Annotated in this window: 25 protein-coding genes and 1 pseudogene; 19 read left to right on the top strand and 7 right to left on the bottom strand. The window is 71.9% G+C overall.

Annotation, left to right across the window (positions count from 1 at the left end; genetic code table 11):
* The first annotated feature begins 51 nt into the window (after positions 1–51).
* The 3 genes from ACIA77_RS22800 to ACIA77_RS22790 are packed head-to-tail and all read left to right on the top strand — an operon-like array spanning position 52 to position 4686.
* A complete protein-coding gene (locus ACIA77_RS22800; RefSeq protein WP_395887943.1) occupies positions 52–1971 on the top strand; it encodes a hypothetical protein in 1920 nt (639 codons plus the stop codon).
* 11 nt (positions 1972–1982) lie between these two features.
* Positions 1983–2765: a ribonuclease activity regulator RraA gene (locus ACIA77_RS22795; RefSeq protein WP_395887942.1), complete on the top strand. Its 783-nt coding sequence runs from the start codon at positions 1983–1985 to the stop codon at positions 2763–2765.
* A 34-nt stretch (positions 2766–2799) separates the two neighbouring features.
* Positions 2800–4686 carry a right-handed parallel beta-helix repeat-containing protein gene (locus tag ACIA77_RS22790; RefSeq protein WP_395887941.1) on the top strand — a complete coding sequence of 629 codons (1887 nt, stop codon included), beginning with the start codon at positions 2800–2802 and terminating at the stop codon, positions 4684–4686.
* A 37-nt stretch (positions 4687–4723) separates the two neighbouring features.
* Here the strand turns inward: ACIA77_RS22790 and ACIA77_RS22785 are convergent, their stop codons facing one another.
* On the bottom strand, positions 4724–5611 hold the full coding sequence (locus ACIA77_RS22785; protein ID WP_395887940.1) for a fumarylacetoacetate hydrolase family protein: 888 nt from the start codon (positions 5609–5611) through the stop codon (positions 4724–4726).
* A 109-nt stretch (positions 5612–5720) separates the two neighbouring features.
* Here ACIA77_RS22785 and ACIA77_RS22780 point away from each other — a divergent pair, with 109 nt between their 5' ends.
* From ACIA77_RS22780 to ACIA77_RS22755, 6 genes are all read left to right on the top strand, one after another.
* Positions 5721–6467 carry an enoyl-CoA hydratase/isomerase family protein gene (locus ACIA77_RS22780; protein WP_395887939.1) on the top strand — a complete coding sequence of 249 codons (747 nt, stop codon included), beginning with the start codon at positions 5721–5723 and terminating at the stop codon, positions 6465–6467.
* A gap of 2 nt (positions 6468–6469) precedes the next feature.
* Entirely contained in the window at positions 6470–7657 is a 1188-nt protein-coding gene (locus ACIA77_RS22775) for a CaiB/BaiF CoA transferase family protein (RefSeq protein WP_395887938.1), read from the top strand.
* Complete coding sequence (locus ACIA77_RS22770) at positions 7654–8658, top strand: hypothetical protein (RefSeq protein WP_395887937.1); 1005 nt, start codon at positions 7654–7656, stop codon at positions 8656–8658. Before ACIA77_RS22775 ends, ACIA77_RS22770 begins: the two co-directional genes overlap by 4 nt.
* Positions 8655–9383 (top strand): SDR family NAD(P)-dependent oxidoreductase, encoded by a 729-nt coding sequence (locus ACIA77_RS22765; protein WP_395887936.1) that lies wholly within the window; start codon positions 8655–8657, stop codon positions 9381–9383. Before ACIA77_RS22770 ends, ACIA77_RS22765 begins: the two co-directional genes overlap by 4 nt.
* Positions 9380–10417, top strand: a complete 1038-nt coding sequence (locus ACIA77_RS22760; protein ID WP_395887935.1) for an aldose 1-epimerase family protein — start codon at positions 9380–9382, stop codon at positions 10415–10417. The genes ACIA77_RS22765 and ACIA77_RS22760 overlap by 4 nt, the downstream gene beginning before the upstream one ends.
* Positions 10418–11096: 679 nt before the next feature.
* On the top strand, positions 11097–11909 hold the full coding sequence (locus ACIA77_RS22755; protein ID WP_395887934.1) for an amidohydrolase family protein: 813 nt from the start codon (positions 11097–11099) through the stop codon (positions 11907–11909).
* Here ACIA77_RS22755 and ACIA77_RS22750 read toward each other — a convergent pair.
* The 3 genes and pseudogenes from ACIA77_RS22750 to ACIA77_RS22740 form a co-directional block, all read right to left on the bottom strand.
* Positions 11895–13223 (bottom strand): enolase C-terminal domain-like protein, encoded by a 1329-nt coding sequence (locus tag ACIA77_RS22750; protein ID WP_395887933.1) that lies wholly within the window; start codon positions 13221–13223, stop codon positions 11895–11897. The genes ACIA77_RS22755 and ACIA77_RS22750 overlap by 15 nt on opposite strands.
* A 14-nt stretch (positions 13224–13237) precedes the next feature.
* Entirely contained in the window at positions 13238–13840 is a 603-nt protein-coding gene (locus tag ACIA77_RS22745) for an MFS transporter (protein WP_395887932.1), read from the bottom strand.
* A gap of 181 nt (positions 13841–14021) precedes the next feature.
* Positions 14022–14486: pseudogene (locus tag ACIA77_RS22740) on the bottom strand (MFS transporter); the annotation flags it as partial.
* Between the two features lie 190 nt (positions 14487–14676).
* On the opposite strand from ACIA77_RS22740, the gene ACIA77_RS22735 reads away from it, so the two are divergent.
* On the top strand, positions 14677–15561 hold the full coding sequence (locus ACIA77_RS22735) for a LysR family transcriptional regulator (protein WP_395887931.1): 885 nt from the start codon (positions 14677–14679) through the stop codon (positions 15559–15561).
* 320 nt (positions 15562–15881) lie between these two features.
* Here ACIA77_RS22735 and ACIA77_RS22730 read toward each other — a convergent pair whose 3' ends face one another.
* Genes ACIA77_RS22730 through ACIA77_RS22720 form a run of 3 tightly spaced genes read right to left on the bottom strand, consistent with a single transcriptional unit; the run spans position 15882 to position 17808 of the window.
* Complete coding sequence (locus tag ACIA77_RS22730; protein ID WP_395887930.1) at positions 15882–16370, bottom strand: nuclear transport factor 2 family protein; 489 nt, start codon at positions 16368–16370, stop codon at positions 15882–15884.
* The gene (locus ACIA77_RS22725) at positions 16367–17014 is read right to left on the bottom strand and encodes an enoyl-CoA hydratase/isomerase family protein (RefSeq protein WP_395887929.1); all 648 of its coding nucleotides are present in this window, start codon (positions 17012–17014) and stop codon (positions 16367–16369) included. Before ACIA77_RS22725 ends, ACIA77_RS22730 begins: the two co-directional genes overlap by 4 nt.
* A gap of 14 nt (positions 17015–17028) precedes the next feature.
* Positions 17029–17808 (bottom strand): enoyl-CoA hydratase/isomerase family protein, encoded by a 780-nt coding sequence (locus ACIA77_RS22720; RefSeq protein ID WP_395887928.1) that lies wholly within the window; start codon positions 17806–17808, stop codon positions 17029–17031.
* Positions 17809–18042: 234 nt separating this feature from the next.
* On the opposite strand from ACIA77_RS22720, the gene ACIA77_RS22715 reads away from it, so the two are divergent.
* The 9 genes from ACIA77_RS22715 to ACIA77_RS22675 are packed head-to-tail and all read left to right on the top strand — an operon-like array spanning position 18043 to position 26645.
* Positions 18043–19245 carry an ABC transporter substrate-binding protein gene (locus ACIA77_RS22715; RefSeq protein WP_395887927.1) on the top strand — a complete coding sequence of 401 codons (1203 nt, stop codon included), beginning with the start codon at positions 18043–18045 and terminating at the stop codon, positions 19243–19245.
* Positions 19246–19249: 4 nt separating this feature from the next.
* The gene (locus tag ACIA77_RS22710) at positions 19250–20032 is read left to right on the top strand and encodes an ABC transporter ATP-binding protein (protein ID WP_395887926.1); all 783 of its coding nucleotides are present in this window, start codon (positions 19250–19252) and stop codon (positions 20030–20032) included.
* Positions 20029–20760 carry an ABC transporter ATP-binding protein gene (locus ACIA77_RS22705; RefSeq protein WP_395887925.1) on the top strand — a complete coding sequence of 244 codons (732 nt, stop codon included), beginning with the start codon at positions 20029–20031 and terminating at the stop codon, positions 20758–20760. Before ACIA77_RS22710 ends, ACIA77_RS22705 begins: the two co-directional genes overlap by 4 nt.
* Positions 20757–21608: a branched-chain amino acid ABC transporter permease gene (locus ACIA77_RS22700; protein WP_395887924.1), complete on the top strand. Its 852-nt coding sequence runs from the start codon at positions 20757–20759 to the stop codon at positions 21606–21608. The genes ACIA77_RS22705 and ACIA77_RS22700 overlap by 4 nt, the downstream gene beginning before the upstream one ends.
* Entirely contained in the window at positions 21605–22678 is a 1074-nt protein-coding gene (locus ACIA77_RS22695; RefSeq protein WP_395887923.1) for a branched-chain amino acid ABC transporter permease, read from the top strand. Before ACIA77_RS22700 ends, ACIA77_RS22695 begins: the two co-directional genes overlap by 4 nt.
* 13 nt (positions 22679–22691) lie before the next feature.
* A complete protein-coding gene (locus tag ACIA77_RS22690) occupies positions 22692–23861 on the top strand; it encodes an acyl-CoA dehydrogenase family protein (RefSeq protein WP_395887922.1) in 1170 nt (389 codons plus the stop codon).
* Complete coding sequence (locus ACIA77_RS22685; protein WP_395887921.1) at positions 23858–24679, top strand: cyclase family protein; 822 nt, start codon at positions 23858–23860, stop codon at positions 24677–24679. Before ACIA77_RS22690 ends, ACIA77_RS22685 begins: the two co-directional genes overlap by 4 nt.
* Positions 24676–25308: a TetR/AcrR family transcriptional regulator gene (locus ACIA77_RS22680; RefSeq protein ID WP_395887920.1), complete on the top strand. Its 633-nt coding sequence runs from the start codon at positions 24676–24678 to the stop codon at positions 25306–25308. The genes ACIA77_RS22685 and ACIA77_RS22680 overlap by 4 nt, the downstream gene beginning before the upstream one ends.
* On the top strand, positions 25305–26645 hold the full coding sequence (locus tag ACIA77_RS22675) for a phenylacetate--CoA ligase family protein (RefSeq protein WP_395887919.1): 1341 nt from the start codon (positions 25305–25307) through the stop codon (positions 26643–26645). Before ACIA77_RS22680 ends, ACIA77_RS22675 begins: the two co-directional genes overlap by 4 nt.
* Positions 26646–26665 lie beyond the last annotated feature (20 nt).

The raw sequence follows: 26665 nt of genomic DNA, 5'->3' as shown, positions 1-26665 counted from the left end.
CGGTGACCCCGCCCGCCCCAAGATCCGCCCAGTGCCCGCAGAAAGGCAGAAATGACCACCACTCCCGCGGTGGCCGCGACCGTCCCGCTCGGCGCGCCACCGGGCTGGGCCGTGCTCGAACGCCGCCTGTTCGACGTCCTCGACACCGCCTGGCGCACCTTCGCCGCCCGCTACTGCGAACCCGACGGCCGCCTGATCTTCCGCGGCACCGGTGAAAGCCGCGACGGCGCCGACGACTTCTACGAGGCGTTCTTCAACTGGCCGGTGCTGTACCAGCTCGGCGGCGCGGACGACCTGCTCGAAGCCGCCAAGCACCACTGGACCGGCGTCACCGCCCAGCTGACCGAGGCGGGCTACCTCGTCGACGAGTTCGAGCGCGGCTACGACTGGTTCCACCAGGGCGAATCACTGCTGCTGTTCTACGGCATCTGTGCCGCCGACCCACAAGACCCGGCCTTCCGCGAACGCGCGTACCGCTTCGCCGACCTCTACCTGCCGGACTCGCCGGCCGGCAACTACGACCCGGCCACGCGCACGATCCGCGCCCCGCACAACGGCGCGGGCGGTCCGCGTTACGGCATCAGCGACGAATGGCAGAGCTACCACGCGGATCTGAAGTCGATGCGCCCGTTCGGCGTGCCGCTGCCCGACGTCGCCGGTGTCCGCGAGTGGTCCGACCTCGCCGATCCGGCCAAGGCCCGCGCGATGGGCGCGGCGATGCAGGAGCGCATCGGCCGCGGCGACACCGCCGTGAACCTCGCGGCCACGGGACTTGCCGCCAACGCCTGGCTCTACGGTCACGAAGACCGCTACCGCGACTGGGTGCTCGAGTACGTCGACGCCTGGCGCGAGCGCGCGGCGGCCAACGACGGCGTGTTACCCGACAACGTCGGCCCGCACGGCATCGTCGGGGAGCTGCACGACGGCCGCTGGTACGGCGGCAACTACGGCTGGGCGTGGCCCCACGGCGTCTACAGCGTCGGCGCGGCCGCAGTCATCGCCGCCGTGCACACCGTGCTGCTCACCGGATCCGCCGACCGGCTCGACCTCGCGCGCGGCCCGCTGGACACCGTGGCGGCGCACGGGATCCGCGGCACGGTCGCGGGCTCGGACGCGAGCATCCGCGACCGCTGGGCGGCCGAGCTCGACGTCGACGCCGAAACGCTGCTCGTGCCCAACCGCCACAGCGACCGCGGCTGGTTCGACTTCCAGCCGCCGCAGCTCGGGCTCTCGGCGTGGCTGTGGCAGGCCGCCGGGCAGCCCGCCGACCGCGACCGCCTCGACCGGTTGCACAAGGCCAGTGGCTACGACTGGGCCGAGGTGCGCGGGTTCCGCAACAAGGAGGAGGCCGGCCACGAAGCGCCGTGGCTGGAGTTCCTGCGGGGGGCCAACCCCGGTTACCCGGAGGCGATGCTGCGGACCGCGCTGGGCCAGGTCGCGCGACGGCTCGCGCTCATCGACGCCGACGAAGCGGACCCGGCGAGCGTCCACGTGCACCACTGGCAGCGGCACAACCCGGTGCTCACCGAAGCGTTGCTGCAGCTGGTGACCGGCACCCCGCAGGTGCTCTACAACGGCGGCCTCCTGCCGACGCGGCTCGCGTACTTCGACGCCGACCGCCGCCGGCCCGGCCTGCCGCCGGACGTCGCCGCGCTCGTCGACGTCGCGACCGACGAACACGTGCGCGTCGAGCTGGTCCACATCGGACTGTCCGGCGACCGGCGGGTGCTCGTGCAAGCCGGCGGGTTCGGCGAGCACCGCATCGACCGCGTCACGTTCACCGCCTCGGCGCAGGGTTATCCCGGCGACTCGCGGGCCTACACCGCGCCGGACGCGGCGGTCCGGCGGGAGACGGCCGACGTCGGCGGACCCCGTCTGGAGGTCGTGCTGCCGCCGGGGCACGGCGTCCGGCTCGACCTGTCCCTGACCCCGCGCGTCTACCCGGCCGCGCACCACGGTATCGACCAGTGAGGAGCCGACGAGTGGAACGCAACGGCGACACAGCGCCGGCACCGGTGTGGGAGCTCCCGGTCCGCGGCGCGGACCCGGGCCCGGCCGATCCCGCGCTGGTGCGCGGGCTCGCGGCCGTCAGCTCCGCCACCGCGTGCGCCAAGCTGCACCAGCAGGGGATCCGCCGCACCTTCGTGGAGGGCCCGCGGCCGCTGCACGCCGGGCAGAAGGTGGCCGGGCGCGCCGTGACGCTGCAGTTCATGCCGCAGCGCGAAGACGTCGCCTCGGGCGTCGCGCAGGAGTACGTGGAGCGCAGTACCGCGCTGTGGGCCGTGCTGGAGGAGATCCAGCCCGGTGACGTGCTCGTGGTGCAGGCCTACGGCAGCCCGTTCACCGGCTGCTTCGGCGACATGCTCGTGCGGTACTTCGAGCGCAAGGGCGGCGCCGGGATCGTCGTCGACGGCCGCATCCGCGATTCGCCGCGGGTGGGACAGCTCGGCGTGCCGATCTGGTGCACCGGCACCACCCCGCACTACGCCTCGCAGGCTGAGCTCTTCCCGTGGGCCTACCACACCCCGATCGCCTGCGGCGGGGTGCTCGTGCTGCCCGGCGACCTGGTCGTCGCCGACGACGACGGAGCCGTCGTCGTGCCGAAGCTCAAGGCGCCCGACGTGCTGGAGGCGGCCAGCGACCACGAGGAGTGGGAGCGCTTCAGCCGCTCGCGCCTGGAAGAGGGCGCCCGCCTTTCCGATTACTACCCGCTGACCCCGGACACGCGTGCCGAGTTCGAGGCCTGGCGGGACCGCCGCCGCTGATGGATCCGCAGTACACCAACGCGAAGGAGATCGCATGTTCGGTGGAACGCGCAAAAAACTGCTGAGAGCGGGCGTGGGGGTGGTGTTGCTGGCGGGAGCGGTCAGCGTCCAGACCGCCTCCGCCGACGTCCAGGGGCACGGGCCGTGCGCACCCCGGGAGCTCTACGTTTCGACGCAGGGCAACGACAAGGCCGACGGTTCGGCCAAACACCCCTGGCAGACCGTGCAGCACGCCCGCGACGAGATCAGCGGCCACGGCTGGAACTCCGCCAACCAGATGCGCTGCGACATCCACGTCAACCTCGCCGCCGGCGACTACCCGGTGACCCGGACGGTCTCGTTCGACGAGGGCGACTCCGGGGCCAACGGCCACCAGGTCGTCTACCGCAGCGCCGACGGCCCCGGCAAGGCCCGCCTGCTGGGCGGCGCGCCGATCACCGGCTGGCAGCCCTACCAGGGCAACATCTACAAAGCCCCGTTCGACAAGACGAAGCCGTTCTACACGCTGTTCGAGAACGGCGACCGCGCCACCCTGGCGCGGTACCCGAACCGCGCCACCCCGGACACCTGGGCGCCCTACCTCACCTCGGCGCTGCCGGACATCTCGAAAGAAGCCGTGCACAACTGGCTGTGGTCCAACCCCGGTGACTGGGACCCGAGCTGGGACCTGTCGCAGGCGTCGCTGACGATCTGGTCGGGCGGCAGCTGGAGCTGGTTCACCGACACCGTGCCGATCCTCGACGTCAACTTCGCCAAGAACCAGCTGACGATGAAGTACAACACGCGTTACGCCCTGCACAACAGCGGCGGCGGGTCGCGGTACTTCCTGCAGAACTCGCTGAGCTTCCTCGACCAGCCCGGTGAGTTCTACGTCGACTACAAGAACGGCGAGGTCTACTACTGGCCCGAGAACGGCGCCAAGCCCACCGACAGCTCGGTGATCCGCCCGACCGTGCAGACCGTGGTCGACGTGGCCGGCAGCTCGCCCGAGCACCGCGCCCACGACATCACCTTCGACGGGCTCGGCGTGCAGTACTCCGACTACGTGGAGTGGTACCGCAACGGCTGGATCAACGACGGCGATTCGGGGGACATCCACCAGTACCCGCAGTACGACCGGCAGGTCGAAATGCCGCGCGACCGGTTCGGCGCGGTGCGCGTGACCAACACGTCGCACGTCACGCTCAAGAACGCGCACATCTCGGAAACCGGGTTCACGGCCGTCTACGCGCTCTTCGCCAACGACCACTTCTCGGTGACCGACAGCCTCATCGACCACATCGGCGCCGACGGCATCAAGGTGGAGGGCGGTTATCCGGGCGAAGGCGACATCTCCAACTACCACCTGTTCACCGACAACTACATCCACCACTTCGGCGAGCTCGTGCCCGGCGACGCGTCGGGCGTCGAGCTCATGGACACCGGCCACAACGAGGTCAGCTACAGCGTGATCGACCACAGCGCGCGCTACGCGGTGAGCCTCGAAGCGCGGCCGGAGGTGCAGGCGCAGGACGACTACGCGCAGAACAACACGTTCAAGTACCTGAACCTGCAGGAAGCCGGGCTCGACAGCGGCGACATGGGTGCGTTCTACACCTACGGCGTCGACAACTTCGAGCCGCACACCCTGGACAACTACGTGTCCCAGGTGGTGATCGGCGACGTCATCCCCGACGCGTCGATGCCGGACAGCGGCACCCGCGGCGTGCACATGGACGCGGGCGGCTGCGGCTTCTCCTTCACCGACATCGAGGTCGGCAAGGTCACCGACGACAAGTACCAGAGCTACCAGTGCAACACGGTGACCAACGCCAACTGGGCGGACGGGTTCGACCAGTCGCGGATGCAGTACGACAAGATCGGCGTCACCGCGGCGTTCCCGTACCCGCGGCCGCCGGCCACGGTGTCACCGGCGAAGTGAGCCGGCGGGGGCCGGGCTCGCACCCGGCCCCCGCGGTTCAGCGGCTTTCGAGCAGCTTCGCCACTTCGTCCTTCCCGGACACGACGGTGCTCGTGAGGGTGCCGACCTCGCCGACGGTGATCGCGACCCGGTCGCCGGCGGCGAGGGTGAACGGCAGGTCCGGCACCAGCGCGGTGCCGGTGGACAGCACGGCGCCGTCGGGGAACACGTCGGCGCGGAACAGGTGCTCCACCAGCTCACCGAAGCTTCGCCGCAGCAGCGACGTGCTGGTGGCACCGGACCACACGAGGGTGCCGGTGCGGTGGATCTCCAGCTCGATCGGGAGGTTCCCGGCGTCGGGCACTTCCCAGGCCGGGCGGATGCCGGGGCCGACGGCGCAGCCGCCCAGGTAGATCTTCGCCTGGGGCAGGTAGAGCGGGTTGACGCCTTCGATGCTGCGGGAGCTCACGTCGTTGACCACGGTGTAGCCGACGACCTCGGCGCCGGCGTTGACGACGAGCCCCAGCTCCGGTTCCGGCACGTCGATGTCGGAATCGGGGCGGATCGCCACCGATTCGCCGTCGCCGGTCACGCGCCAGGCGGCGGACTTGAAGAACAGCTCCGGGCGCGGGGCGTCGTAGACGAGGTCGTAGACGTCGGCGGCGCGTTCGCTCTCGGTGATCCGCGCCTCGCGCGAACGCTGGTAGGTGACGCCCGCCGCCCAGACCTCGGTGCGCCGGTCGACGGGCGGCAGGAGCCGGACGGCGCCGGCTTCGTGCACCACCCCGGTCGCGCCCGTGCACAGCTCCCGCAGCGCGGCGAGCGGCAGGCCGAGCAGCTCGCCGACCGCCGGTACCGGCAGCTCGGTGACGGTGCCGGTGCCGTCGTCGCGGACGCCGACGAGCGGGCGATCTCCGCCCGCGGAAAGGAAACGAACGATGAGCACGGGTGACCTCGATCCTCGTGGTGGCGGCCCGGCCGACGGGCGGGCCGAGCAGGAACCTAGACACGGCAATGGTGTTCACGCAAGTGCTTCATCCGATGTGGACTGCGTGGTGACGGGCCGGGTCGCGGTGCTGACGCTGAACCGCCCGGCCAAGCGCAACGCGATCACGCCGGAGATGGCCACGGCGCTGCGCGCGCACGCGACGGCGCTGGACGCCGATCCGCAGGTGCGGGCGGTCGTGCTGACCGGGGCGGGAGACCGCGCGTTCTGCGCGGGCAGCGACGTCGGCGAGCTCGACCGCTACGCCACGCCCTGGGACTTCCGCAACCGCGACGACTACGGTGACACGATCCGCGCCCTGCGCACACCGGTGATCGCGGCCGTCAACGGGTTCGCCTTCGGCGGCGGGCTGGAACTGGCTCTCGCGTGCGACATCCGGCTGGCCGCGTCGACGGCGACGTTCGCCGCGCCGGAGATCAAGCTCGGCTGGATCGGGGGCAGCGGGCAATCGGCGTTGCTGGCGCACAGCATCGGCCCGGGCAACGCGGCCACGATGCTGCTCACGGGCGACCCGATCGACGCGGCGCGAGCGCTGGCGTGGGGACTGGTCACCGAGGTGACCGAACCCGCTTCGCTCCTGCCGGTCGCGCTGGCGCTGGCCGAGCGGATCGCGGCCCGGGCGCCGATCGCCGCGCAGACCGCGAAGGCCAACCTGCGTGCGGCGTACTCGATGCCGCTGGAGCAGGCCATCCGCTACGAGCGGGACCTGCAGACGGTCTGTCTGTCCACAGCGGACGCCACAGAGGGCCGGGCGGCCTTCGCGCAGCGCCGCGAACCGCGGTTCACGGGGGAGTGACGATGGGAGTGCTGGACGGGTACCGCGTGGTCGACGTGTCGATCGCGATGGCCGGGCCGCTGGCCGCGATGCGGCTCGGGGACCTGGGCGCGGACGTGGTGAAGGTCGAGCCGCCGGGCGGCGAGTGGCAACGGCACGCGCCGGCGGGCGGCGCGACCGGGGTGGCGGTGAACCCGTCGTTCCTGTCGCTCAACCGCAACAAGCGCAGCCTCGCCGTGGACCTGAAGGCGGCGGCCGGCCGGGAGGTCGTCTACGACCTCATCCGCAGCGCCGACGTCGTGCTGCAGAACTACCGGCCGGGCGTGGCGCGGCGGCTCGGGCTGGACTACGAGACGGTGCGGGAGATCAACCCGGCCGTCGTGTACGTGTCGATTTCCGGCTACGGCGAGTCCGGGCCGTACGCGGGGCGGCCGGGCCAAGACCTGTTGCTGCAGGCCATGAGCGGGGCGATGTACAGCGTCGGGCGGGCGGCCGACCCGCCGCTGCCCGCCGGGACGTACGCGATCGACGCGATCACCGCGTACAGCGCGTTCGAAGGCGCGCTGGCGGCGCTGCTGCACCGCGAGCGGACCGGGGAGGGGCAGCTGGTGACGGTGAACATGCTCGACGCGGCGATCGCGGTGCAGATGCAGGAGCTGTCGGTGTTCACCGTCGGCGGGGTGCCGCAGCGGCGGGGGAGCGAAGCGCACGGGCACACCTACATCCGGGCGCCGTACGGGGTTTTCGAGACGCTGGACGGGCACCTCGCGCTGGCGATGCCGCCGCTGCCGGCGCTGGCGGTGGCGCTCGATCTTCCGGAACTGTCCACGATGGACACCGACGTCGACGGGCACCGGAAGCGCGACGAGATCACCGCGTTGGTGCGGGGGCGGCTGCCCGAGCGCACGACGGAGGATTGGCTCGCGCGCCTGCACGAGGCGGGGATCTGGGCCGGGCCGGTGTACTCGTACACCGAGCTGCTCGACGACCCGCAGGTGGTCCACAACGGATCGTTCGTGCGGTACGAGCACCCGACCGAAGGCCCGGTGACCACGCCGGGGTTCCCGTACGGGTTCAGCGCCACGCCGCCGGAAGTGCGCCGCGGCGCGCCGGTGACCGGGGAGCACAGCGAGGAGCTCCTGCGTGAGCTGGGGTACGCGCCGGAGCGGATCGCCGGGCTGGTGGACGAAAAGGTGGTGCTCGCGCCGTGAAGGGGCTGACCTGGGACCACCCGCGCGGTTACGGGCCGCTCGACGAGCTGGCCCGTCGTGAGGGCGGTGTCGATTGGCGCCGGCAGTCGCTGGAAGGGTTCGAGTCGACGCCGATCGCCGAGCTGGCGGCGGAGTACGACCTGCTCGTGATCGACCACCCCGGGCTGGGCGCGGCCGTCGAGCACCTCGTGCCGATGGAGGAACTGCTCGACGCCGGCGAGCTGGCCGCGTGGCGGGCGGGCACGATCGGGGCGAGTTACGACTCGTACGTGCTGGCCGGGTGGACGTGGGCGCTGCCTCTGGACGCCGCGGCGCAGGTGTCGGTGGGGACGTTCGCCGAACTGCCGCGGACCTGGGACGAGGTGCTGGCGGTGGCGCGGGAGGGCGGGGTGACGCCGTGCCTCGGCGGGCCGCACGCACTGCTGATGTATTTCGCCGTGTGCGTCGCGTTCGGCGTGCAGCCCTTCACCGCCGCGGCGGAGCGCGCGGTCGAGGTGCTGACGGAGCTGACGGCGTACGCGGACCCGTCCGTGGCGCAGCGGAACCCGATCGGCGTGCTGGCGACGATGACCGACGGCCCGGTCCGGTACTGCCCGCTCGTGTACGGCTACACCGGCTATCCGCTGCTGTCCTTTCAGGACGCGCCGGCCGGACCGGCGGGGATCGGCAGTGTGCTGGGCGGGACGGGGATCGCGGTGTCGCGCAAGGCCCCGGTGGAACAGGCGCGCGCGGTGGTGCGGCGGCTGATCGCGCCGGACGTGCAGACGTCGATGTTCCCCGAGTTCGGTGGTCAGCCGGCCGACCGTCGCGTGTGGACCAGGCCGGGGTTCCACGGGGACACGGCGGCGACCGTGGAGCGGGCGTGGGTGCGGCCGCGGGAGCCGGGTTACCTCCGGTTCCAGACCGACGGGTCGCGGATCCTGCGCGACGGCATCGTCGCGCGTGAAGCGCGGGTCCACGACCGGCTCGTGGCCCGCTACGAGGAATGGAGGAGGGCATGACCACCGCACTCGTCACCGGGGCGGGTGGCGCACTGGGCCGCGCGACCGTGCTGCGACTGGCTTCGCGCGGCGACGCGGTCGCCGCGCTCGACCGGGACTCCGGGGCGCTCGCGGAGACCGCCCGCCTGGCCGGGGCCAAGGTGCTGCCGCTCGTCGTCGACCTGCGCGACGCCGGCGCGGTGCGGGCCGCGATCGAGCGGACCGCGGCGGAGCTCGGGCCCGTGGGGGTGCTCGTGAACAACGCGGCGATCTACCCGAGCCGGCCGTTCGTGGAGGTGGACCTGGCGGAGTACGACGAGGTCCACGCCGTGAACCAGCGGGCGTACTGGGTCGCGGCGCAGGCGGTGGTGCCCGGCATGATCGCCGAGGGCGGGGGCGCGATCGTGAACATCGCGTCGATCACGATGCACGGCGGCTGGGCCGATCTCGCGGCGTACGTGGCGACGAAGGGCGCCGCGGCGGCGTTGACGAAGGCGCTGGCTCGCGAGCTCGGGCCGCACGAGATCCGCGTGAACTGCGTGTCGCCGGGCGCGTTTCCCACGGCGGCGGAGGAGATCCACGACGACCCCGAGGCGTACCGGGCCTTCGTGCTGGAGCGGCAGGCGCTGAAGCGCCGCGGCCGGCCCGACGAGCTCGCGGCGGTGGTGGAGTTCCTGACGGGCCCGGACGCGTCGTTCGTGACCGGGCAGACGATCGAGGTCAACGGTGGCTGGGTGATGACATGACCGACCTTTACGGACAGACCCACGACCGCCGCGCGCTGGCCGCGCGCGGCGGTGCGGGCGGCGTGCGGCTGGTGACGCTCGCCGACGGCACCGAGCGCGGCGTGCGGGCGCTGGAATTCCGCACGGGCACCGGCTTGGCGTTCGAAGTGCTCGTCGACCGGGCGATGGACCTCGGGGCGGCCGAGCACGCGGGCCGCGCGTTCGGCTGGAACTCGCCGACGGGCGTGCGGCACCCGGGGCTGCACGAACACGCGGACGAGGACGGGTTGTCGTGGCTGCGCTCGTTCACCGGCCTGCTCGTGACCGGCGGACTCGACCACACGCTCTTCGGCGACACGGTCGACGCGGCCGGCTACCACTACCCGCCGCGTTCCTCGGTGCGGCACGGGCTGCACGGCCGCGTCGCCAACATCCCGGCCCGCCTGGGAGGCTACGGCTCGCGGTGGGAGGGCGAGCGCTGCGTCCTGTGGGCCGAGGGCGAGGTGCGGCAGGCAGCCGTGTTCGCCGAGCACCTCACCCTCACCCGCCGCGTCGAAGCCGACCTGGGCGGCAACGAGATCCGGCTGACCGACACGGTGCACAACCCGGCCTTCGAGCCGATGCCGCACATGTTCCTGTACCACATCAACCTGGGCTGGCCCCTGCTCGACGAGGGCGCGCGGTTCGTGGCGCCGGTCGCGCGGACGGTGTGGCAATCCGACAGCGTCGCCGCGCAGGGCGTGGACCACGTCGTGCTGCCGGCACCGATCCCGGGCTTCGTGGAGCAGGTGTACGAACACGAGCTCACCGCGGGCACGGCCGCGGTCGTCAACGAGCGGCTCGGCCTGGCCGTGAGCGTGCACTGGTCGCAGGACGAGTTCCCGTGCTTCTTCGAATGGCTGAACCTCCGCGCGGGCGACTACGCGATCGGCCTGGAACCCTCCACCCACCCCGTCACCGGCGACGCCGCCGCCCGCGCGGCGGGCACCATGACGTGGCTCGAACCGGGGGAGTCACGTACGTACCGCACTACGTTCCGCGTGGAGGAGCTGTGAGCGCGGCTCGCCCGGCCCCGGCCGGGCGGGCCCGCTTTCGCGGCGGCGCAGGGGCGACCGCGGGTGCCACGGCGGGCGGGCCGGCCGGCTCTCGGGGCGGAGCAGCCCTGGATCTGGCCGTGGCTGTGATCGGGTCGGCTGGGTTTCGTGGTGGTGCAGGGGTGTTCCGGGTTCGCGTGGTGGCGGGTGTGTCCGGGCGGGCGGGTTCTGGCTGTGGAGCAGCGTTGGATCTGGCCCTCGCTGTGATCGGGCCGGCTGGGTTTCGCGGTTGCGTAGGGGTGTTCCGGGTTCGCGTGGTGGCGGGTGTGTCCGGGCGGGCCGACTCTGGCCGCGGAGCAGCCTTGGATCTGGCCGTGGCTGTGATCGGGTCGGCTGGGTTTCGTGGTGGTGCAGGGGTGTTCCCGGCTCGCCTGGTGACTGGTGTGTCCGGGCGGGCCGCCCCTGGCCGCGGAGCAGCCTTGGATCCGGTCGCGGCGATGATCGGGCCGGCCCGTTTTCGCTGCGGCGTAGCGATGCTCACGGCGACTGCGGCGGCTGGGCCGGTCCGGTTGCCCGGTGGAGCTGCCGTGAACGCGGCAACCGTGGCGAGCGGGCCGACTCGGTTTCGCGGTGGTGCAGCCGCATTCCCGGCCGCCCGGCCACGGTTGCGGTCGAGCGCGGCGGCGGTGCGGGGGAAGGAGTGCTGAACCTCGTCGACGCGCACCACCACGTCTGGCACTCCGCCGCGCACCCACAGCCGTGGCTGGACAAGCCGGCGCTGGCGGTCCTGCGGCGCCCGTTCACCGTCCGCGATCTGCGCCTGGCCACGATCGGTGTGGGGATCACGCGGACGGTGCTGGTGCAGGCCGTCGCGTCGGCGGCGGAGACCGAGCAGCTCCTGGGGGTGGCCGATCCGCTGGTGGCGGGGGTGGTGGGCTGGGCCGACCTGGAGTCCCCATCGCTTGACCTCTCGCGCTTCGAAGGAACGCGCCTCGTCGGGCTTCGCCATTCCGAACCTGACCCCGCGTGGCTCTGCCGCCCGGCGATCCGCCGCGGCTTGCGCGCCGTCGCGGCCGCGGGGCTGACGTTCGACCTCCTGATCCGGCCGGACCAGTTCGCCGCCGCGCTGGCGACGGTCCGGGCGGTCCCGGAGCTGACCTTCGTCCTCGACCACCTGGGCAATCCGCGGGGTGACGTGGAGCTGTGGGCTTCGGGCTTGCGTGAGCTGGCCGCCGAGCCGAACGTCGTGGCCAAGCTGTCGGGGCTGATCACGGCCGCGCCGCGACCACAGTGGACTCTCGCGGAGCTGCGCCCGTACGTCGGCGTCGCGCTGGAGGCGTTCGGCCCCGCCCGCCTGATGTACGGCTCCGACTGGCCCGTCTGCCTCCTCGCCGGCACCTACGCCGACACGTTCTCCGCCGCCGACCAGCTCACCGCCCACCTCACGGGCCCCGAACGCGCTGACCTGTTCGCCGGCACCGCGCAGCGCGTCTACGGTCTACCGGGCGACTAGGCAGGGCTTCTTCGGATCGAACTCCCACCCCGCGCGCAAGTACCGCATCGCCACCGCGTCGTCACGCACCCCGAGCCCGTGCTCCAGGTACAACTCGTGCGCGGCGGCGACGGAGTCCGGATCGAGCGAAACCCCGAGCCCCGGCCGCGAAGGCACCTCGATCTCCCCGCCGGTGATCCGGAACGGCGAAGCCGTCAGCCGCTGGCCGTCCTGCCAGATCCAGTGGGTGTCGATGGCCGTGATGGTGCCCGGGGCGGCCGCGGCGACGTGCGTGAACATCGCCAGCGAGACGTCGAAGTGGTTGTTGGAGTGGGAACCCCAGGTGAGCCCCCACTCGTGGCAGAGCTGGGCGACGCGCACGGAGCCCGCGATGGTCCAGAAGTGCGGGTCGGCCAGGGGGATGTCGACGGCGTCGGCGCGCAGGGCGTGCCGGAGCTGGCGCCAGTCGGTCGCGATCATGTTCGTGGCGGTGCGCAGGCCGGTCGCGCGGCGGAACTCGGCCATGGTCTCGCGGCCCGAATAGCCGGCCTCGGCGCCGCACGGGTCTTCGGCGTACGACAGGACGTCGCGCAGTGAAGAACCCACGCGGACGGCGTCCGCCAGCGACCAGCACCCGTTGGGGTCCAAGGTGATCCGCGCGGACGGGAACCGGGCGGCGAGTGCGCGCACCGCCTCGGCTTCCTCCTCCGGCGCGAACACCCCGCCCTTGAGCTTGAAGTCCCGGAAGCCGTACTGCGCCTGGGCCGCCTCCGCCAGCGCCACCACCGCCGAAGGGGTCAGCGCCGCCCGGTCCCGCAGCCCGAACCAGTCCTCACCCGAACCGGCGCGGTACGGCAAGTCCGTGCGCGCGCTGTCCCCGACGTAGAACAAGTAGCCCAGCACCGGCACGGCGTCGCGCTGCCGTCCGTCGCCCAGCAGCTCGCACACCGGCACCTCCAGGTGCTGCCCGAGCAGGTCCAGCAGCGCCGACTCCAGCGCCGTCACCGCGTGCACCGTCACACGCAGGTCGAACGTCTGCACCCCGCGCCCACCGGAGTCCCGCGAGCCGAACCGCTCCCGCACTTCGTTGAGCACGCGGTGGTAACGGCTCACCGGCTGCCCGACCACGAACGGCCGGAACTCCTCGGCCGTCGCCCGGATCGCCTCGCCGCCGGGGACTTCGCCGACGCCCGTGCGGCCCTCGGAGTCGGTGAGGATCACCAGATTGCGCGTGAAGAACGGCGCGTGCGCACCGCTCAGGTTGAGCAGCATGCTGTCGCGGCCGGCGACGGGAACCACCCGCAGTTCGGTCACGAGCGGGACAGCGCTGGTCATGGACCGGCCTTTCCTCAGAGGGTTTCCCGGACGTCCGGGCTCACGGCAGGAGCGGCGACCACCCGGTCACGCCGCACGAACAGCACCAGCACGGCGGCCACCAGACACGCCGCGGCGAGCGCGTACAGGCCCCAGGTCACCTGGCCCGTCGCCTGCTTGATCAGCCCGAACCCGTACGGCGCGACGAACCCGCCCAGGTTGCCCAGCGAATTCACCACCGCCACCACGGACGCGAGCGCCATCGGGTGCACGCTGCCCTGCGGGATCGTCCAGAACAGCGGGCTTGCGCTCTTGAACCCCATCGCCGCGACGCACAGCACCACCAGCGCGAGCACCGGCGAGACGATCGCGGCCAGGAAGGTCCCGGCCGCGGCCACGATGAGCGACGCGATCAGCAGCGGCTTGCTGCGCCCCACCCGGTCCGACGCGCGCCCGGTGAAGTACATCGCGACCACCGCGCAGATCCACGGCAGCGAGGACAGCAGGCCGACGGTCGTGTCGTCCGTCCCCGAGATGCGCCGGACGATCGTCGGCAGCCAGAACGTGTTGGCGTAGATGGACAGCTGGATCGCGAAGTAGATCACGCAGAAGATCACGATCTGCGGCTGCAGCAGCACGCGCCACCGCGAAACCTTGCCCGTCTCGGTGGTTGCGGCGCCCGGCGTCCTCGAGGTCGATCGCCGCCGTGAGCGCGTGCTTCTGGTCATCGGTGAGCCAGCGGGCGTCGGCGATTCGGCTGTCGAGCCGCGTGTAGGCGAAGATCCCGACGACGATCGACAACGCGCCTTCGAGCACGAACAGCCACTGCCAGCCGGCCAGGCCGAGGAACCCGTGCAGCGACAGCAGGGGAGCCGACAGCGGCCCGGAGATCGCCGACGCGATCGAGGAACCCGCCACGAACAGCGCCGTCGCGCGGCCGCGGTGCGAGGACGGGAGCCAGCGCGAGAAGTAGTAGATGATCGCGGGGAAGAAGCCGGCTTCGGCGGCGCCGAGCAGGAACCGCAGGACGTAGAAGGACGTCGGGCCGTGCACGAACATCGTCGCGGCGGACACGACGCCCCAGGAGACCATGATCCGCGTCAGCCAGATCTTCGGGCCGTAGCGCTCCATCAGCAGGTTGCTCGGCAGTTCGAAGATCGCGTACGCGACGAAGAACAGGCCGGCGCCGAGCCCGTACGCGGCGGCGCCGATGCCGACGTCGGCCTCCAGGTGCACCTGGGCGTAACCGATGTTGGCGCGGTTGAGCTGGTTGCAGATCAGCATCACCACGAACAGCGGCACCACGCGGCGGAACACCTTGCCGACGGCGACGTTCAGGTGCTCGCTCTGCGAGGGAGTCATCGAGGACCTCCGGGAGGACGGCGGGCCTCGTCGCCCGGCTCGGCCCCGACCGTAAGCAGAGATCATCATGCGGGTCCAACACCCAAATGGCATGCGCCGATACCGTGGGGGTATGGACTTCTCGTTCGGGCAGCTCGAAGGCTTCGTCGCGGTCGCGGAGGAGCAGCACTTCGGCCGGGCCGCCGCGCGGCTGTCGATGACGCAGCCGCCGCTGAGCCGGCTCATCCAGAAGCTCGAGCACTCCGTCGGCGTGCAGCTGTTCGACCGCGGCACGCGCGGCGCCCGCCTGACCCGCGCCGGCGAGGCCTTCCTCGTCGACGCCCGCCGCCTGCTCGCCCTGGCCGGGCGCGCACCCGACCGCGCCCGGCGCGTCGCCGCGGGCACGGCCGGCTTCATCCGCATCGGCTTCACCGGCGCCTCGGTGTTCGGTGTCCTCGACCGCGTGCTGAGCGTCCTCGCCGAAACCCTGCCCGAGGTGCACGTCGAACTGTCCGAAATGGTCACCAACGATCAGGTCGACGCGCTGTCGCGCGACGAGATCGACCTGGGCCTGGCCCGCCCGCCCTTCGACACCGACGCCTTCGCCTCGCGGCTCGTCCACCGCGAGCCGCTCGTGCTCTGCGTCCCCGCGCAGCACCGCCTCGCGACCCCCGGCCGCCGCGTCACCGCCGCCGATCTCGCGAACGAGCCGCTGATCATGTACGCCCCCGACCAGGCCCGCTACTTCTACGACCTGGTCATCCGGCTGCTGCCCATCGCGCACCGCAACGTCGTCCACACGGTCAGCCAGATCCAGACCATGATCTGGCTGGTGGCCGCCCGCAACGCCATCGCCTTCGTCCCGGCGTCCGCCACCCGCATGACCATCGAGGGCGTCGCGTGGGCCGAGCTGGACGGGCCCGACCCGTCGGTGGAGCTGCACCTGCTGTGGCCGCGGGTGCACACCAATCCCGTGCTGGTGCCGGCGCTGCAAGCCCTCGAACCCCTGGTGCCGTGAGCACTCGGAACGGGGCGTCGAAGCCCGCTTCCGAACGTCTCGGGTGGCGCCCGGAGGTGATGCTGTCGACGGCGTCAGCGGGCGGGCCAGACCGTGGCGGACCTGCCGAGTCCGAAGGACCGGAGGAGCTCTGCAGCTCACCCGTGGTTCGCATGCCGGTGAAGCCCCGCACCACCAGCCCGCGATCCCGCGCTACCCCCTCGGCTCGGCAGCTGTCGGAGTGCACGGCACTCGCCGGGCGCGGGGCAGGGCCGCGAGTGCGGTGACCGTCGTGGTTTCCCTGAGGCGGCTTCCCTTGTCCTGAAGACTTTTCCCGCTCGTCAGAACGGCGCGTCGAACCCCGCTTCGAGGTGGGCGATGCGCCAGAGCCCGCGGTCGGTGCGGCCCAGGGTGAAGCGGTACGGCCCGGCGGACACCGGGGTGGTGGTGCCGTCATGGCTGCTCAGCAGCAGCAGGTACGCGTGGGCGACCATCGAGCCGCCGGTGGGTTCGCCGGCCACGACGTTGGTGAAGACGTGGCGGCGCTGGTCGGTCTGCGCGGGCCAGAACCCGGCGAGCCAGGCGGCGATCGCGTCGGCGCCGTGGATCGGGTCGACGCGATCGCGGCCCATGGTCACGCCCTGCCAGACGCCGTCGGGCGTGAAGCAGGCCGCCAGCGCCGCGCGGTCGCGTTCGTCGTAGGCCCAGCCGTAGCGGGCGATCAGCTCGCCGGCGAGCAGGCGGTCGGCGACCGCGCCGGGCCCGGCGCCGGGCAGGGAAACCTGGCCCGCTGCGGTGGCCCAGCCCGGTTCCGGCAGCAGGGCGCTCACGCGGCACCGCCCGCGGCGACGTCGGCCAGCCAGGCTTCGTAGTCCAGCACGGTTTCCAGTTCGCCGCGCTGGCGGGTGGTCAGCGCGCGTTTCAACGCCGACGACCCCGCGAGATCGGCCGCGAGCCGGTCCGCCAGCGCTCGGGCCGCGTCGTCGTCACCCGGGCTGAGCAGACCCCGGCGGGCGGCCTCGCCGGCGGGCAGCGTCTCGCCGGTCCAGGCGAGCTGGGCGAACGTGCCGGTGCCGGACGCCCGGCCGAGCAACCACCCGGTGCCCCCGAGCAGCGCGGCGGCCTTGAGATCGCCGACCGCCAGCGTCGTGCGCTCGGTGGCGAGCCGGACGTCGGCGGCCAGCGCGAGCGCCAGCCCGAACCCGCTCACCCGCCCGTCGAGGGCGACGACCACCGGGCAGGCGAGCCCGAAGAGATCTTTGACCAGAGTTTGGTAGCCGGCATCGACGCGGTCGCGGTCCAGCGCCGCCGCGCCCACCTCCGGTGCGTGGTGCCACGCGTCGCCGCGCACCCGCAGCAGGACCGCGCCCGGTGCCGCCCGGCGCCAGCCGCGGATCTCCTTCGCCAGCGCGGTGCGGACGTCCTCGTCCAGCCGGCGGCCCGCACCCGGGTCGTCGAACACGAACTCGCTCATCGGTGCCGGTCTCCTCATCGTCCGGTGAAACGCGGCGCGCGCTTCTCCAGAAACGCGTCGATTCCCTCGAAGTGGTCCTCTGTGGACAGTAGGGTGCCGAGGAGCGCGCGTTCGTGCTCCAGGCCGCCGGCCAGCGGCAGTTCCTCCGACGCGCGCACCGCCGCCTTCGACAGCCGTGCCGCGACGGGGCCGAACGCCGCGACCTCGCCGGCGAGCGCGAGCCCGGCCGCGACCACGCGTTCCGCGGGGACGACGCGCGAGACGAGGCCGTACTCCCGCGCTGTCCACGCGTCCACCGTGCGCGCGGCGAGCACGAGTTCGGCCGCGCGGAACCGGCCCGCCACCCGGGCCCACCGTTGCGTGCCGCCGGCACCGGGCAGGATGCCCAGCCGGATCTCGGGCTGCCCGAACGTCGCCGAATCCGCGGCGACCACGAAGTCGCACGACATCGCCAGCTCGCAGCCGCCACCTAAGGCGTACCCGGCGACGGCGGCGACCGACGGCTTGGGGAAGCGGCCGAAGCGCGCCCACGCGGCCAGCCGCTCGGACTGCAGGTAGCCGGCGGGGGAGGTCTTGCGCAGTTCCCGGATGTCCGCGCCCGAGGCGAAGATCTTCGCCCCGCCCGTCAGCACCACGGCGCGCACCTCGTCGTCGGCTTCCGCCCGGTCGAGGCCGTCGCACAGGCCGCGCAGGACGTCGGTGCTGAGGGCGTTGCGTGCGGACGGGCGGTCGATCGTGAGCACCGCGACGTGGTCGTCCACGTCGTAGCGCACCGCCTTCTCGTCGTCGGCCAACAGAGGCCTCCTCGTCGGGAGCAGAGGGCGCCGAGGGACGTACCCCGGCGTATGTCCGAGGGGAAACATACGCGAGCGTATGTCGCTCGGTCAACGCCGAAGTATGATCATTTTCCCTTGTGTAGAGCCATAACTGCCAACGGGTTGGCTCTTGACGCCGGATCGCCGACCACATACCTTCTGCTCGACATACGCTGAAGTATGGCGACAACGAGGTCGACACTGGAGGCTCGCGTGAAACGGACAAGGTTCCTCCCCGTTCTGGGCCTGGCGGTCCTGCTGGCCGGCTGCGCGAACACCGGGGCGAGTCCGTCCTCCGGCAGCTCGGGCGACAGCGGGTCCGGTCCGCTCAAGATCGGCGTCATCGTGCCGCTGAGCGGACCCGCCGGGCCCAACGGCAAGGACGTGCTCGACGCGATCACCACCAAGGCGGACCTGATCAACAAGGCCGGCGGCGTGCGCGGCCGGCAGCTGCAGATCGTCTCCAAGGACGACAAGAGCGACCCCGCCACCGGGGTCAGCGCGGCCACCTCCCTGGTCAACGAAGGAGTTTCCGTCGTGATGGGCGGCTGGAACAGCCCCGTCACGCTCGCGATCCAGCCGGTGCTCGTGCGCGGCGGCGTCCTCAACATCACGTCGATCCCGCAGAACGCGTCGATCATCGGCCACGCCGACCCCGACGCGGTGCGGATGAACGCGGGCAACGCGGCCGGCGCGTACGCCGCCGCGCAGTACATCGGGAAGAACCTCAAGGCCAAGCGCGTGGCCATGCTGCTGGAGAACGACGCCTACGGCAACGACGCCGGCACGTTCCTCGGCAAGCAGCTGCAGCCCGCCGGCATCCAGGTGGTGAGCCAGCAGAAGTTCGACTACGCCGGCACCGACTTCCGCGTGCCGCTCTCGCAGCTGGCCGGTTCGAACCCCGACGTGGTCTTCTCCGCCAACGCCGCGGAATCGTCCGGCATGCCCGCGCTGGCCGACCAGTACGCCGAATCCGGGATGAAGGCGCCGCACTTCGCCGCGCTGGGCACGGTGTCGCCCAAGGTCGTCTCGCTCGCCGGCGGCGCGAAGGTCGACGGGCTCCTGTCGGCCGACCTCTACTTCCCCGACGTGGCGCCCTTCAACGCCAACCAGGTCAACACCGAGTTCGTGAAGGCGTTCTCCGCCAAGACCGGGAACCTGCCCGACAAGTACGCTGCCCTCGGAGCCGAAAGCGTCGACGTTTGGGCGAAAGCGGTCGAGAAGGCCGGTGGCACCGATCGCGACAAGGTGGCCACCGCGATCCACGGTCAGAGCTTCACCGGCACCGTGCTCGGCGACGTGTCCTTCACCGGCAAGGGCCAGCTCAAGACGAAGGTCTACGCGTTCACCGTCAAGGGCGGCAAGGTCCAGGTCCTCGACGAGATCCCGATCCCCGACGCGATCTGGGAGCAGTGAGGCCATGTCCACTCCCGACTCCTCGATCCCCGCGCTGCGGGTGGCGGACCTCGGTGTCCGCTACGGCAGCCTGCAGGCATTGAGCGACGTGTCCTGGACGGTGTCCGACGGCGAGATCCTCGGCATCATCGGGCCCAACGGCGCCGGCAAGAGCTCGAGCTTCGCGGCGGTGACGAACACCGTGCGCCGCACCGGCACCGTCGAGCTCTACGGCACCTGCGTCGACTCGGTGCCCACGCACCGGCTCTCGCGGCGCGGCCTGCGCCGCACGTTCCAGCAGAACTCCTTCTACAGTGGACTGTCCGTGCTGGACAACGCGGCCGCCACGTTCGCCGTCGAGAACGGGGTGCCGCTGGCCGGCAGCGTCTTCACCCCGTGGCGGGAGGCGAAGCAGCGCGCCCGCACCCGCGGGGCGGCGGCGCAGCTGCTCACCGACTTCGGGATCCCGGCCCGCTACCACGGGATGTTCCCGGACAACATCCCCTACGGCTTGCAGCGGTGCCTGTCGATCGTGTTCGCCTACGGGGCCGGTGCGAAGGTGCTGCTCGTCGACGAACCGGCGGCCGGCGTCGGCGGTGAGGACATGCACAACCTCGCCGAGCTGCTGCTGCAGCTGCGCGACCGGGGCCTGGCCGTGGTGCTCATCGAACACCACATGGACCTGGTGATGGAGATCGTCGACCGGCTGCTCGTGCTCGACCGCGGCGAGCCGATCGCCTACGGGGAGCCCGAAGACGTGCAGCGCGACCCGGCGGTGCTCGAGGCGTACCTGGGCAGGGCCGCATGAGCGTGCTGCTGGAAGTCGACGACCTGCGCGTGCGCTACGGGCGCAGCACCGCACTGTCCGGAGTGGACCTGACGGTCGGCGACGGTGAGCTCGTCGCCGTCGCCGGGGCCAACGGCGCGGGCAAGAGCACGCTCGTCAACGCCGTCGCCGGGTGGTCGCGCGGCAAGGCCAGCGCGACCGGCTCGATCCGCCTCGCCGGCCGGGACGTCGCCGCGCTGCCCGCGCACAAGCGCACCAAGCTCGGCGTGGTGCTCGTGCCCGAGGGCAAGAGCGTGTTCGAGCGCATGACGGTGGAGGAGAACCTGCGCCTGGTCCGGCCGCCGCGCGACGCGGCCGGCCGGCGCTACGAAGTGTCCGATGTGTACGACGTCTTCCCGCAACTGCCGGCCCGCGCGCACGCGAAGTGCGCCACGCTGAGCGGTGGCGAACGGCAGATGGTCGCCATCGGACGCGCCCTGCGCGCGGCCCCGCGGCTGCTGATCCTCGACGAACCGTCCGTCGGCCTCGCACCCCGGCTCGTGGTCGAGGTGCTCGAGCACATCCGCGAGCTCGTCACCAGCGGGCTGTCGGTGCTGCTGGTCGAGCAGAACGTGCGCGCCACGCTCGAGGTCGCCGATCGGCTGTACCTGCTGGAGCAGGGCCGGGTCGTCGGCACCGGGCCGTGCAGCGAAATGCGCGACGACGACCGCATCGTCTCCGCCTACCTCGGAAGGCTGGGCCGGTCGTGATCCTCGCGCAACTCGTCAACGGCCTCGCCCTCGGCGCCGGCTACGCCCTGCTCGCGGTCGGCTGGACCGTGCTGCTCGGCGCGGCCCGGCTGGTGAACTTCGCCCACGGCCAGCTCTACATGATCGGTGCGTTCCTCACGTGGCTGGTGATCACCAAAGCCGGGTTGCCGTACCTGGCGGCGATCCCGGTGGCCGTGGTGGTGGTCGCGGTGCTCGGCGGGATCATGCAGCTGCTGATGCGCCGGCTCACCCTGGACCAGAACATCGTGAGCCTGATGCTGGTGACGCTGGCGTTCGGCTACCTGCTCGAAGGCGGCGGATCGCTGCTGTTCGGCGGCAACCCGCAGATCATCGACAGCCCGTTCCAGAACGCGGGCCTGGCGGTCGGTTCGGCGCGGTTCACCGGGCAGGACCTGCTGATCGTGGTCCTCGCGCTGGCGCTGTACGGCGTCACGTGGTTCGTGCTCGGCCGCACCAACATCGGGCGCGTCGTGCGCGGTGTCGCGGAAGACCCGAAGCTGGCGCAGCTCTACGGCGTCAACGCGGCCAAGGTGTACTTCGGGGTGTTCGTGTTCTCCGCCGCGTGCGCCGCGCTCGCCGGCGCCGTGGTCGCGCCGCGCAGCCCGATCCTCACCTCGATCGGGTTCGACCAGCTGGTGATCACGTTCCTCGTGGTCGTGCTCGCGGGCATCGGCAACCTGACCGGCGGCCTGTTCGTGGGCCTCGGGCTCGGGGTGTTCACCGCGTTCTTCGGCGCCTACGTCTCGCCGGCCTTCTCCACGGCCGCGGCCTTCGCCGTGCTGCTCGTGGTCCTGATCGTCCGACCTCAGGGGTTGACCGCCCGATGACGAACGCAGTGCACGCCGGGCACGCCCCGGCACCGACCTCCTCCGGTGACGGCACCGCGGGGCGTTCGCGGCGGCTGGGCCCGGGCGCGCGCGTCTCGGCCTGGCTCGTGCTGGCCGTGGCGGGGTTCCTCGTGCCGGCCGCGCTCGGCGGGTCCACGCAGATCTACACGACGTGCGTGCTCGTCGCGATCTTCGCGATGATGTCCTACGGCGCCGACGTGGTGCTGTCCTACCTCGGCGAGGTGAGCCTCGGGCACACGCTGTTCTGGGCCGCCGGCGCGTACGCCACGGCGTACTTCACGGTGAAGTCCGGGTGGGGCCCGCTGCCGTCGCTGCTGGCGTCGCTGGCGATCGCGGCGGTGCTGGCGCTGCTGGTCGGCCTGGCGACGCTGCGGACACGGGAGTTCGTGTTCTCGCTCGTCACGTACGCGACGGCGATCATCGGGCTGTCCGTGGTGTCCAACGTGTCCGGCCTCGGCGGGTCCGACGGCATCGTCGGCGTCCCGCTGCTGACGCTGCCGGCGATCGGCGGTTCGTACGTCGCCCGCACCGACGCCGACATCTGGCCGATCGCGTACGTGCTGCTCGTGCTCGTCGTCTTCTTCATCGCACGCTTCCGCCGCTCGCGCCTGGGCGCCAACGCGCTGATGACCCAGATGAACCCGGGCCTGGCGACGACGATGGGCGTGGACGTGCGCCGCACGCGGGTGCTGGTGTTCGTCGTGTCCGCGCCGATCAGCGCGCTCGCCGGCTGGCTGTACGCGTTCCAGCGCAGCTACGTCAGCCCCGACCTGCTGTCGGCGTCGTTCCTGCTGTTCATGCTCACCGCCGTGATCCTGCCGGGCCGTCGCCAGCTGCTCGGCCCGCTGGTGGGCGCCGCGCTGATCACCGCGCAACAGCAGCTCGCCTCGTTCGGCGGTGATGTCGACAAGATCGTCCTCGGTGGCGTCCTCGCGCTCGTGCTGTTGGTGTCGCCCAACGGTTTCGCGGGGCTGGGACGCCTGCTCGTGCGCCGCCGCCACCCGGCGGCCGAAGCCTCTCCGGCAGCCACCGCTGCCGCCGACGAATGATGGGAGCCCGACCGTGTCCGTGATCTGGGAGCCGCCGCTGAGCCCGGAAGGCCGGCAGTGGCGGGAACTCGCCCGCAAGCTGTCCGCCGAGCACTTCGCGCCGCTGGCCGAGGAGCTCGACCGCGAACAGCGCTACCCGTGGGAGAGCGTGGAAGTCCTGGTCGAGTCCGGTCTCGCCGGCCTGTTCATCGGCACCGAGTACGGCGGCCAGGGCGCGAGCTTCGACGTGGTGTGCGCCGTGATCGAAGAGGTGTCGCGGGCCTGTGCGTCGACCGGCGCCATCCTGACCGCCTACGCGCTCGGCGGCACCCCCGTCGTGCTCGCCGGCACCGAGCAGCAGCGCAGCCGCTACCTCGGCGGGCTCGCGAAGGGCCAGGCGGTGAGCTTCGCGCTCACCGAGGAGGGTGCGGGCAGCGACGCCGCGCGGATCAGGACCACCGCCGTCCGCGAGGGGGACGGCTGGCGGATCCGCGGCGAGAAGATCTTCATCGGCAACGGCGGCGCGTCGCAGCACTACGTCGTGTTCGCGCTGACCGACCCCGGGGCCGGCACCCGCGGCATGACGGCGTTCATGGTGGACAAGGACGCCGACGGCGTGGTCATCGACCACCTCGAGGACAAGATGGGCATCCGCGGCACCAACACCAGCAACCTCAAGCTCGACACCGTCGTCGCCGAGGACGCGGTGCTGGGTGAGCTCAACCGCGGCATGAAACTCGCGATGCTCACGCTCAACGCCGGCCGCATCACCGTGGCCGCGCAGTCGATCGGCGTCGGCCTCGCCGGGTACGACGTCGCCTCGCGCGAAGCCTCGCGCCGGGAGACCTTCGGCACGCCGATCATCGACAACCAGGGCATTTCGTTCCCGCTCGCCGACGTCGCCACCCGCCTCACCGCGGCCCGCATGATCACCCACCGCGCCGCCTGCACCTACCAGGAGGGCGGCGACGTCTCGATCCTCGGCGCGATGGCCAAGCTCGACGCGAGCGAAGCCGCCCACCGCGCGGTCGACACCGCCGTGCAGGTCTTCGGCGGGGCCGGGTACTGCAAACCGTGCCCGGCCGAACGGCTCTACCGCGACCAGCGGATCCTCGAGATCTACGAGGGCACGTCGGAGATCCAGCGGCTGGTGCTCGGCCGGGCCATCAAAGCGGAGGCGCTCAAGGCCGGGGCCGCGCGGTGAGCGCGTCCTGGGAGCAGCAGGTCGACTTCCCGCCCGCGGGGCGGTTCAAGGTCTACGACCTCGCGCAGCAGCTCTACACCGGCGTGCCGCACCACCCCAACCACCCGCCGTACAGCTTCTCGCTGACCAAACGCCACGGCGAGGTGATGTACCCCGACGACGTGTCCGCGGCCGCGGAGATGATCACCACCGGCGGGCACGTCGGCACCCACGTCGACGGGCTCGCGCACGTCTCGAAGCTCGGCAAGGTCTACGGCGGAGTCGACATCGTCTCGAACCAGACCTACCCGGAGGGCATGCTCGAGGTGTCCGTGCACGAGCTGGCGCCGATGGCCGGGCGCGGGCACCTGGTGGACGCCACCCGCGCGCTGGGGCGTCCGCTCACGCCCGAGGACGGCGTCGACGCGGACCTGTTCGAGCGGTGGTTCGCCGACAAACCCGTGCCGGGGCCGGGTTCGGTCGTGCTCGTGCGCACCGGCTGGGACGGGCTGTGGGAGGACAACGCGGCCTTCCTCGGCACCAACACCGGAGCGCCGGGCGTGGTGCTCTCGGGCGCGCAGTGGCTCACCGACCACGGTGTCGTCGCCAGTGGCTGCGACACCGTCGCTTACGAACGCATGCCGAATCCGACGCTTCAGGTGCACTGCCATCTGCTCGTCGAACGCGGAGTGCCGATCATGGAGGCCATGAACCTCTCGACACTTGCCGAAGACGAAGTCTGGGACTTCTTCTTCACCGCTTCGCCCCTGTCCATCCGCGGTGGTACCGGATCGCCGATCCGGCCGCTCGCCTTCGTGCCCGCCGGGGCCGCCGCATGACCGGCAGGACGTCCCGCTCCGGGACCGGGCCGGGGCCCCGGGAGATCCTCGAGGCCGCGGCGCTCGCCTTCACCCGGACCGGGTACGAGGCGACCACGATCGACGGCATCGCCGAGCTCCTGGGCGCGACCAAGGGCCGCGTCTACCACTACTACCGCACCAAAGCGGACATCTTCCTCGACGTCGTCCAGACGGGCATGGAGGAGATGATCGCCGGCGTCGCGCCCATCGCGGCCACGGCGGACATCTCGAGTGCCGACCGGCTGTGGCGCATGGTGCACCACCACGCCGGGCTGATGATGACCCGCAACTCGTTCCAGCGGGTCGCCGTGCAGGCGGTGGAGATGCACCGCCTGCAGGAGAACCAGGCCCACCGCGAGGCGTACCAGAAGGTGATCGCCCTGCGGGACGAGTACGAGCAGATGTTCGCCGACGTGATCGACGAGGGCAAGCGCGAAGGCCTGTTCCGCGACGTCGATCCCCGGCTGGCCACGAAGCCGGCGCTGGGTGCCCTCAACTGGATCAGCCTCTGGTACGACCCCGAGCGCGGGGACTACGCGACCGTGCAGCGGGTGGCCAACGAGTACGCCGACTTCATCGTCAACGGCTTGCGCAGGAGCAGAACATGACCTCTCCGACCACCGTCCGCCCGTACTCCGACCGCTACTGGAGCGAGGTCGAAACCGCGCCCCCGGAACAGATCCGCGAACTGCAGCTGGCCGCGCTGCGCAAACAGCTCGAGTACGTGGGCGCCCACAGCGACTTCTACCGTTCGCGGTGGCGGGAGCTGGGGTTCGAGGCGGGTGACGTGCGCACCCTCGACGACCTGCGGCGCCTGCCGGTGGTCACGAAAGCGGACTACGTCGCCGATCTGGACGCGGCCGCGCCGTGGGGCACCAACGTGACCGCCGACCCGCGCGACGTGCGGCGCGTGCACTTCTCGTCCGGCACCACGGGCCGTCCGGCGCCGGTGTTGTGGTCGGCCGCGGATCTGGCGCGGTGGGCCGACCTCTACGCCCGTACCGGATACGCGCAGGGCGTGCGCGACACCGACGTGTACCAGTGCCTGTTCGGGTACGCGTGGTTCGTCGGCGGGCTCGGCGCGACGCTCGGCTACGAGCGCCTGGGTGCCACGGTGCTGCCCGGCGGGTCGAGCGAGACCGAGCGCCAGATCGAGACGATGTTCCGCTACGGCACCACGGCGATCAGCGGCACGCCGTCGTTCGTCCTGCACCTCGCGGAGGCGGCGGAGGCCAAGGGCACGCCGCTGACCGGCTCGGCCGTGAGCCGCATCCAGGTCGGCGGCGAACCCGGCGCCGGCGTGCCCGCGACCCGCGCGCACATCGAACGCCGGTGGGGCGCCAAGTGCTTCGACGGTTACGGCAGCCTCGAGTTCCAGCCCATCGCGTGGGAGTGCGAGGAGCAGGCGGGTGGGCACCTCGTCGAGGACTTCGCCTTCGCGGAGATCGTCGATCCGGACACCCACGAGCCGGTGCCCGACGGCACGCCCGGCGCGCTCGTGCTGACGCACCTGGACAAGCAGGCCACGCCGCTCGTGCGGTGGTGGACCGGCGACATCGTGGTGCGCGACAGCGCGCGCTGCGGGTGCGGCCGCACCCACGCGCGGCTCGCGGGCGGGGTGGTCGGGCGCGCCGACGACATGCTCGTGGTGCGTGGCGTGAACCTGTTCCCGAGCGCGGTGGAGCAGGTGGTGCGCCGGACGGCGGGCACGACGGGGGAGTACCTGATCGTGCTCGACGACGACGTCACCGACCCCGCGACCGGGTACCTGACCGGGATCAAGCTGCGCGTCGAGGTGGAGCGGGGCGTGGCCGAGGACTTCGGCGCGCGGCTGGCGGCGGCGGTGCGCACGGAGCTGACCGTGCGCTGCGTCGCCGAGCCGGTGCCCGAGGGCAGCCTGCCGCGCAGCACGCACAAGACGAAGCGGGTGGTGCGCGCCGGCTGACGTACGCGCTTTTCCCGACG

It is taken from the genome of Amycolatopsis sp. NPDC051903 (genome assembly GCF_044452505.1).
Classification (GTDB): Bacteria; Actinomycetota; Actinomycetes; order Mycobacteriales; family Pseudonocardiaceae; genus Amycolatopsis.
The sequence above is the reverse complement of the archived record's forward strand: the minus strand, read 5'-3'. Positions and strand labels throughout refer to the sequence as shown.

Excerpts from the sequence above, each read along its gene's own strand:
- ACIA77_RS22705 (WP_395887925.1), top strand. The coding sequence starts at position 20,029 with ATGAGCGTGCTGCTGGAAGTCGACGACCTGCGCGTGCGCTACGGGCGC.
- ACIA77_RS22750 (WP_395887933.1), bottom strand. The coding sequence starts at position 13,223 with ATGACCAGCGCTGTCCCGCTCGTGACCGAACTGCGGGTGGTTCCCGTC.
- ACIA77_RS22790 (WP_395887941.1), top strand. The coding sequence starts at position 2,800 with ATGTTCGGTGGAACGCGCAAAAAACTGCTGAGAGCGGGCGTGGGGGTG.
- ACIA77_RS22725 (WP_395887929.1), bottom strand. The coding sequence starts at position 17,014 with ATGAGCGAGTTCGTGTTCGACGACCCGGGTGCGGGCCGCCGGCTGGAC.
- ACIA77_RS22710 (WP_395887926.1), top strand. The coding sequence starts at position 19,250 with ATGTCCACTCCCGACTCCTCGATCCCCGCGCTGCGGGTGGCGGACCTC.
- ACIA77_RS22800 (WP_395887943.1), top strand. The coding sequence starts at position 52 with ATGACCACCACTCCCGCGGTGGCCGCGACCGTCCCGCTCGGCGCGCCA.
- ACIA77_RS22675 (WP_395887919.1), top strand. The coding sequence starts at position 25,305 with ATGACCTCTCCGACCACCGTCCGCCCGTACTCCGACCGCTACTGGAGC.
- ACIA77_RS22680 (WP_395887920.1), top strand. The coding sequence starts at position 24,676 with ATGACCGGCAGGACGTCCCGCTCCGGGACCGGGCCGGGGCCCCGGGAG.
- ACIA77_RS22760 (WP_395887935.1), top strand. The coding sequence starts at position 9,380 with ATGACCGACCTTTACGGACAGACCCACGACCGCCGCGCGCTGGCCGCG.
- ACIA77_RS22775 (WP_395887938.1), top strand. The coding sequence starts at position 6,470 with ATGGGAGTGCTGGACGGGTACCGCGTGGTCGACGTGTCGATCGCGATG.
- ACIA77_RS22765 (WP_395887936.1), top strand. The coding sequence starts at position 8,655 with ATGACCACCGCACTCGTCACCGGGGCGGGTGGCGCACTGGGCCGCGCG.
- ACIA77_RS22735 (WP_395887931.1), top strand. The coding sequence starts at position 14,677 with ATGGACTTCTCGTTCGGGCAGCTCGAAGGCTTCGTCGCGGTCGCGGAG.
- ACIA77_RS22695 (WP_395887923.1), top strand. The coding sequence starts at position 21,605 with ATGACGAACGCAGTGCACGCCGGGCACGCCCCGGCACCGACCTCCTCC.